The following is a 7252-nucleotide window of genomic DNA, read 5'->3' on the forward strand; positions in this document are numbered from 1 at the left end:
AAGTAATTTTCATTTAGCACCTTCTCAGATCCTTTGCCAATCGGCTAATAACGAACGTTAATGGCTAATGTCCACAACTAATGTTCATAACTACAGGAGAGCAAAGTGTTTAAGAAATTATTTTTCAGTTTTATCGCCATCAGTACGCTATCGATTTCTGCCTGTGTCTTTGCCCAAGCATCTCAATCGAAGCCAATATTGACAGTTTACACTTATGATTCATTTGCCTCTGAATGGGGAGCTGGCCCAGCCATTAAAAAAGCCTTTGAAGCAGAATGTGGTTGTGAACTGAAACTTGTTGCTCTGGAAGATGGTGTATCCCTACTGAACCGTTTGAGAATGGAAGGCAAAAAAACATCAGCAGATATCGTACTGGGATTGGATAACAACTTGATCCAAGCCGCCCAACAAACAGGATTGTTCGCACCAAGCCATGTTGATGTATCAAAACTGAAATTACCCATCTCATGGAGCAATACAACATTTATTCCTTACGATTACGGTTACTTTGCCTTCATTTACAACAAGAACACCCTACCTCATCCACCAAAAAGTATGGATGAATTAATCAATAGTCACCAGAACTGGAAGATTATTTATCAAGACCCGCGCACCAGCACTCCGGGCTTGGGCTTCCTGCTCTGGATGCAGGAGCTCTATGGCGATAACACCGCGCAGGAGTGGCAGAAAGTAGCCAAAAAGACACTTACTGTCACGAAAGGGTGGAGTGAAGCCTATGGCCTGTTCCTGAAGGGCGAAGGTGATATGGTGCTGAGCTATACCACTTCACCGGGTTATCACATCATGTCAGAGAAAAAAGACAACTATGCGGCGGCGATATTTGAGGAAGGGCATTATTTGCAGATTGAAGTCGCAGCTCAATTAGCCTCAAGCAAACAGCCTGAACTAGCCCAAAAGTTCATGAATTTCATGGTATCGCCGGCATTCCAGCAAACCCTCCCGACGACCCAATGGATGTACCCCGTGATTGATATTCCTTTGCCTGAGGTTTTCAAGCAACTCACAGTTCCTGAAAAATCCCTGCTATTCAATGCAGATGATGTGGCAAAACACCGTACCAAATGGATCCGTATATGGCAAAGCGCTGTCAGCCGTTAATTGCGGGTTGGATATTGCCGGGGGTTATTGCCTCCGGCCTGTTAATTATTGTTGCCCTGTCAGCATTTGGGACGCTGTGGTTCAATGCGCCTGAAAGCGACTGGCAGACATTCTTGCATGACAGTTATCTCTGGCATGTCATTCAGTTCACCTTCTGGCAAGCATTCTTATCTGCCGTATTATCGGTAATACCCGCTATTTTCCTGGCAAGGGCGCTTTATCGCCGCCATTTTCCGGGCAAAATGCTGTTTCTGCGCTTATGCGCGATGACATTGATCCTTCCTGTTTTAGTCGCTCTGTTTGGTATTCTCACTGTTTATGGTCAAACCGGCTGGCTGGCAAATATTTCCCAATGGATAGGGGTTGAATACCGTTTTACACCTTATGGGTTGCAAGGAATTCTACTGGCGCATATTTTCTTTAATATGCCGATGGCAACACGCTTGTTGCTGCAATCTCTGGAAAATATTGCCATCGAACAGAGGCAACTTGCTGCCCAGCTTGGTATGAGTGAATGGCAACATTTTCGTTTTGTGGAGTGGCCTTATCTGCGCCGCCAAATTTTACCGACAGCCGCACTGATTTTCATGCTGTGCTTTGCCAGTTTCGCCACAGTACTCGCATTGGGTGGCGGCCCTGCGGCTACCACTATCGAGCTGGCTATTTATCAGGCAATCAGTTATGACTACGATCTCTCTCAGGCTGCCCTGCTCGCCTTAATACAACTTTTTTGCTGCCTCAGTTTGGTATTACTTAGCCAAAAACTCAAAGGCACCTTTTCTGTCGGTTATGGTCATCAACAAAAATGGCGTAATCCACAGGATTCATGGCTGAGAAAACTCACTGATGGTTTACTCATTTGCATGGCATTACTGCTTCTGCTGCCTCCTTTGCTAGCCGTCATTGTCGATGGACTGAACCTGAGTATTTTTACTGTCTTGAGCCAGCCCGCTTTATGGCAGGCTCTTATCACTTCCATCGTTATTGCACTGGGTGCCGGATTACTCTGTGTCGTGTTAACCATGATGCTGCTATGGAGCAGCCGCGAATTACGTTTACGTCATTTATCTCGCTGGGGCCAAGCGATGGAAACCAGCGGTTTGCTGATTCTTGCCATGCCGGGCATTGTTCTTGCTACCGGCTTTTTCCTTCTATTGAACACAACCATTGGCATTCCCCAATCACCTTACGGATTGGTTATCTTGACCAACGCACTGATGGCGATCCCTTATGCTCTAAAAGTATTAGAAAATCCAATGCGCGATCTGGCTGAACGCTACAACCCCCTGTGCTTTTCCCTCAATATTCAGGGGATTCATCGGCTGCGTCTCATCGAGCTTAAGGCACTGAAAATCCCATTGGCACAAGCACTGGCTTTCGCCTGTGTACTGTCAATTGGTGATTTTGGTGTTGTTGCACTATTTGGCAACGAAGGTTTCCGTACTCTGCCCTTCTATCTTTATCAACAAATTGGGGCATACCGCAGTCAGGATGGTGCAGTCACCGCTTTCTTATTGCTTCTTCTCTGCTTTATTTTATTCACTGTTATTGAACGTCTACCGAGCCGACGCCATGATTAAACTCGATAATGTCACTTATACTTACGAACATCTTGCCATGCAGTTTGACGTGAACGTTAAAGCCGGGGAACGCATTGCGATCCTCGGCCCAAGCGGAGCAGGCAAAAGCACCTTATTAAGTTTAATGGCGGGCTTCCAATTTCCTGAGCATGGCAAAATATGGCTGAATAATGAAGATCATACGAATACTCCTCCTTCCAAACGGCCCGTTTCTATGTTGTTTCAGGAAAACAATCTGTTTTCCCATTTAACCATTGCGCAAAATATCGGTTTAGGTTTACACCCCGGATTGCGCTTAAATACCGAACAAAAGCAAACACTCCAGCAGATCGCTACTCAGGTATCGCTGGAGGAATGCCTCTCTCGCTTACCCGCTCAACTTTCTGGCGGTCAACGACAACGCGCAGCATTAGCGCGTTGCTTGGTTCGCCATCAGCCTATTTTATTGCTGGATGAACCCTTTTCAGCGCTTGATCCTGCTTTACGTAATGAAATGCTGGAGTTGCTGGATCAAATCTGTCGTGAACGCCAAATCACTCTATTGATGGTGTCTCATAATCTCGATGACGCAGCAAAAATCGCTCCGCGTTCTTTACTGATTGTGGATGGGAAAATTCATTATGATGGTGCAACAGAGAAATTGATGAGTGGAGAAGCGGCTGAAGCGGCGATTTTGGGGATAGGTTGAATCATGATCCTGATTTTGTGAATTACTACATACAAACACTGGCCGTTAATTGTTCAATTTTATGGACTCATTTCACTATGCCGAGATCACTTTCAGGTTAATCTTCATATTTGAATTCTATATTAATCTTCATTTTTTCAAAACCTACGGTAACTAAACAACCATGCCATACCGGAAGCCCATTTATGGGATTGTTTTTTTGAGTAGTATTTCCTTAATTTTACTGATAGTAACCTACTCTTTATCATAAACCTCATACCTGCCACAGAAAGCCTAAAAGCAGTAAGATATTAAGGCGTATGATAATCATATAGAAATTTTCGACGAAATAATTTTCCAAAATAGGTGTAGAATGTTGGACTTCATCTCATTGATTAATATAATAATATTATTCATTTTATGAAGGCAGAAAGATCATGATAATCTGACTGCCTTATTATTATGGATGTGACTAATCCGTTAGCTCAAAATACCACTCAAGAAATGAGTTAAAATCTTTCCATTGAGGTTTGAATTTCCCTTCGTAAAAATCGAGCATTTCTTGCCCTAAGCCTATTTCTAACACCTCTCCAGTTTTTCTATTATAGAAAACTCCATATTCACCTTCGAAACTATCTAAAGGAATATATTCTTCTGAACAACGAAGCAATTTATGAGTAAATTTTATATCTGAAGCATAATCGCTATTAATAATAAACCAACAGATTTGGTAAATTTCACGATGTCTACTATGAAATGTCGGGCCATCCTCAGCATGTAAGTAAAATTGAGCAAAATCAGATTCTAAATCGACATTTAAACTAACTAAAGCATTCAGATATTCTGGGTGGATAGAATCATCCCACCACCCTTGATCATTAAGATATTTTTTTACTTTACTAGATAGCATAATTTACATCCTATTTATTAGAATTTAATCGTGTTTTCAATTCAGCTTCTGCCCAGTCATGCATTCAATCCGTTGATTGGTATTAAACATAGTATTCACGTTCAATAAAGGTTCCGATGACTTTATCGTGTCTTTCTGATGACTTAGAATAACCCAGTGTCTTGCGATTGAGTCGTTTAATTCGGGTGCGCAAAGTCAAATTCTCCCGTTCAATACGTTGAGTGAACGTCTTTCCGATGAGGTGCTGGCTTTCTGGTAATAGGTTGTAAGCCTTGAAATTATCGGTACACCAGAACACGACCTTGAACGAGGCGAGCTTCTTGAGAAGTTTCCTGAGCGTCTTCTTGTTTCTCGTTCCAAACGTATGCGCAATGATCCGTTTCAATCGAGGCTCCCAAGCATACCATAGCCAGCGTTGGCATCTTTTATTCCCGATAAATGACCACATTTCGTCAACTTCACAAATAAGCTGAACGTTGACATTATCCAGCGGGAGTGTCGTTACGCATCGCGGTTTGAGTTTTTTAAAACGCGGACGACAGCATTAATACTGATATGCAATGCATGTGCAGTATCACGAATTCCTGCGTTGTTCATGGCAAGATCAACGACTTGTTCTTTTATACCCGCTTGACACGCTCGATAGGCGTATTCCAATTGGAAGGTTCGGTTGCAAGAGAAACAGCGATAGCGTTGGTGACCGGCATCGCCTTTACCATGCTTTTTGACGAATTCCGTTTGCTGACAAAATCGACATTTTACTTCAACTGTTGCCATTTAATCTCTCCGAAAAAATGGCGATTATACACAACCATCAACGGGTTGAATGCGTGACCTGCATCTTTAACTGTTAAACATGCAAAAAAAGTTATTTGGCAAGCAAGTTTCAGATATTGTCATTGATTCTTGGAATCAAGTTGGTATTTTTCCAGAACAATAAAATATTGAATCCTAATAAATGAAATTTTCTACATATTGAATACATAGATTTATCTTTTACGCTGAATAAGATAGTTGTTTTTATAAAAAACACTTTACCTATAGTTATAAATAAAGCGCCATTTAATGGCGCTTTATTTATATTATTTTTATCTCCCTACTCCATCTTTTTATAAACCACCAAATTCTCACGATCTTGACCCGGCCTGTGCCCCTGCCAAAATAACACCATGCCTTTAGGTGCAGGATCTATCTCTTCAGATAAAAATAAAACAAGTAACCAGTCACATTTTTTGGGTGCATCAAAGGTTTTCTGTTGTTGATGCAAAATATGGGCATAGTAATAGAGCATTGGCGCTTCAGATTCGCCAATGTTATATGAAGCCATGCAGTCATTATCTTGATATACCCCTGCTAACTTCTCCTTTAAATCAAGAAAAGTGTCCTGATAGCCTTTGGTGTAGTCAATCCAACCGACAAATAATGTAAAGACTAATCCCCAAACAGAGGCGATACCCAGAACCCAGTTTTGGGCGGCGCGCAAAGCGGGAGATTCGGAAATAAGCCAATTTTTGGCTACCCATACTGCTGTAATTAAAACAGCGCTAGTAAATATAAATCCAGAAAAATGTATCTGATAACTCATTGGCAACCATCTGCCGAGTGGCGTTAACCAGTGCTTATAATCCGTAGAAAGTGCTAAGAAATAACAGCCCCATAAAAATATAATCAGAACAGACCAAAGTATAGAGGAAAATAAGGTTAAATACTTATAGATTATTTGAGGTATTTTAATGAAGGACTCTGTTGCTAAAATTGCCATGGGTGCAATAAAAGGCAGTAAATATAATGCCCGGCCAGAGGCTGATATTTGCAATAGAACAACACCTAATACAACAAAGGCGGAGCAAAGGAAATAATGTTTATCAGAAAATGACTTGATTGGATTCATTAATATGAAGATGAAAGCCAACACACCTGATGGCAGAGCAAATAAAAGTACGGCTTCGGGGATCATGGTCAAATTACCTCTGGCTCCGAGGTCTTCAACAGAGAAACCTAAAAAGCGACCGATATTGTTATCCCAAAACCAGACTTTAAATAAATCAGGATGTTCAATAAGCAACATGACTGGCCACGGCAGGATGAATGCCAGTGCAATAACGCCTGATAAGAAAGTATTTAACCCATATTGTTTAGTTCGACACTGTCTTAGAAAAATGGGGGTAAGCAGCAAGCAAATCCATAATAATCCCGGAATAAATACTCCTTTGGATAACAATGTCATAACCGTACCGATAATTAACCATAAACAGGAGTAACTTGTTTTTTCTTGTTTGATTAATCCCAGTAAGCCATATAAGCCGATGGTTGTTCCTGCTATCAATGAGGTATCAGTAAACATATCGTGACTGTGACGAACCAAGCCGGGAGCACTTGCATACAAAGCAAAAGCAATCCATATCCGGCTGTCTGTAAAGTGTCTGACATCAAATACACGCCGGGATAACAGAATGAAAAAGGAAAAGTTGATTATAGAAAAAAATAAAGTGGCGGTTCTGGCTGCATCATGCATCGGAAGCCAAGGGGACAATAAATGTATAAACGAGGTTGCTGTCCAATAATACAGAGGGGGCTTTTCCATAAAAGGTTGCCCGGCATTTTTGGGTACTAACCAATCTCCCGTTTCATACATGGTTTGAATAATACCGAAACTATAATTTTCATCTTGTTTCCAGGGAGTATGTCCATAAATACCAGGTAATAAATAAAGCAACGTGAAAGCTAGAAATAACAGTAATGCTTTGATATCTGTCTGAGTCAGTTTATTGGGATTATTCATCAATGTTTACCAGATTCAATTAATATTTATCTTCTCCATAAAAAACGATAACATCTTATACAATTAAAAATAATAACAAAAGGTATATAACTTTTCATAATTATGAGAATTTCATATTTCCTATTCCTTTCCAACTATTTGCTGAAGCGGCATTCAAGAAAATCTTAACTCTTTTGATGAGCTGCCACATATAT

The 7252-nt window shown here is 41.0% G+C and carries 6 protein-coding genes; 3 read left to right on the top strand and 3 right to left on the bottom strand.

Going from position 1 to position 7252, the window contains the following annotated elements; all coding sequences use genetic code 11:
- Positions 1–105: 105 nt before the first annotated feature.
- From thiB to thiQ, 3 genes are read left to right on the top strand one after another with little or no spacing between them, the layout of a single operon-like run.
- Entirely contained in the window at positions 106–1119 is a 1014-nt protein-coding gene (thiB, locus tag AAC854_RS12485; protein ID WP_340617377.1) for a thiamine ABC transporter substrate binding subunit, read from the top strand.
- A complete protein-coding gene (gene thiP, locus AAC854_RS12490) occupies positions 1095–2699 on the top strand; it encodes a thiamine/thiamine pyrophosphate ABC transporter permease ThiP (protein ID WP_340617378.1) in 1605 nt (534 codons plus the stop codon). Before thiB ends, thiP begins: the two co-directional genes overlap by 25 nt.
- Positions 2692–3387 (top strand): thiamine ABC transporter ATP-binding protein ThiQ, encoded by a 696-nt coding sequence (gene thiQ / locus AAC854_RS12495; protein WP_340617379.1) that lies wholly within the window; start codon positions 2692–2694, stop codon positions 3385–3387. Before thiP ends, thiQ begins: the two co-directional genes overlap by 8 nt.
- Before the next feature lie 451 nt (positions 3388–3838).
- On the opposite strand, the gene AAC854_RS12500 is transcribed toward thiQ, so the two are convergent.
- The 3 genes from AAC854_RS12500 to AAC854_RS12510 all read right to left on the bottom strand — a co-directional run bounded on the left by AAC854_RS12500 (position 3839) and on the right by AAC854_RS12510 (position 7058).
- Positions 3839–4276 (bottom strand): hypothetical protein, encoded by a 438-nt coding sequence (locus AAC854_RS12500; protein ID WP_340617380.1) that lies wholly within the window; start codon positions 4274–4276, stop codon positions 3839–3841.
- 82 nt (positions 4277–4358) lie between these two features.
- A protein-coding gene (locus AAC854_RS12505; protein ID WP_340617381.1) for an IS1 family transposase occupies positions 4359–5053 on the bottom strand; the annotation gives its coding sequence in 2 pieces (ribosomal slippage) (positions 4359–4807 and positions 4807–5053; 696 coding nt in all).
- 319 nt (positions 5054–5372) lie between these two features.
- Positions 5373–7058 carry an ArnT family glycosyltransferase gene (locus tag AAC854_RS12510; RefSeq protein WP_340617382.1) on the bottom strand — a complete coding sequence of 562 codons (1686 nt, stop codon included), beginning with the start codon at positions 7056–7058 and terminating at the stop codon, positions 5373–5375.
- Positions 7059–7252: the final 194 nt, after the last annotated feature.

It is taken from the genome of Xenorhabdus entomophaga, assembly GCF_037996725.1.
Classification (GTDB): domain Bacteria; phylum Pseudomonadota; class Gammaproteobacteria; order Enterobacterales; family Enterobacteriaceae; genus Xenorhabdus; species Xenorhabdus khoisanae.